The organism is Cetobacterium sp. ZWU0022 (assembly GCF_000800875.1).
GTDB lineage: Bacteria > Fusobacteriota > Fusobacteriia > Fusobacteriales > Fusobacteriaceae > Cetobacterium_A.
The window spans coordinates 1-506 of record NZ_JRJZ01000050.1 but is presented as its reverse complement, the minus strand read 5'-3'; the positions used below and the strand labels follow the sequence as shown (position 1 = coordinate 506).

Sequence of the window (506 nt, the reverse complement as noted above, 5' to 3'; positions counted from 1 at the left end):
TTTGATAATCAGCTTTTTTAGCTTCATCTATAAATTCATTTTGATAAAGATTATATAATTTATCTAATTCTGCTTTTTCATTTTTATTTGAAGATTTTATAACCTCTACATTTAAACTATAATCAAAATATTTTCTTTTCTCATGTGATTCAATTGATAAATCTCTATTTACTATCATTCCAAGAGTTGGAGTTTGAACTCTACCTAAAGCTAACCTTGAATTACTTCTTAAAGAGTAATATCTTGAATAATATATTCCTACCATCATATCAGCTACACTTCTTGCTCTAGCTGACTTATACAATGTTTCATAATTTTTATTATTTTCTATTTTTTCAAATGCTTTTATTATATTTTCTTTGTTATTATCGTTTATCAAAACTCTTTCAACAGGTTTTTTATTTTTAAAATAGTGTAAAACTTCATCAATTAAAAGTTGACCCTCGGAATCTGGATCACCTGCATGGATTATAGAATCACATTTTTTTAATAACTCTTTTATTACA

Annotated in this window: 1 protein-coding gene; it reads right to left on the bottom strand. The window is 24.3% G+C overall.

All coding sequences use genetic code 11. From position 1 onward, the window contains the following. The coding region (locus L988_RS05340; protein ID WP_047382355.1) for a DNA topoisomerase at positions 1-506 on the bottom strand (506 nt) is incomplete at both ends.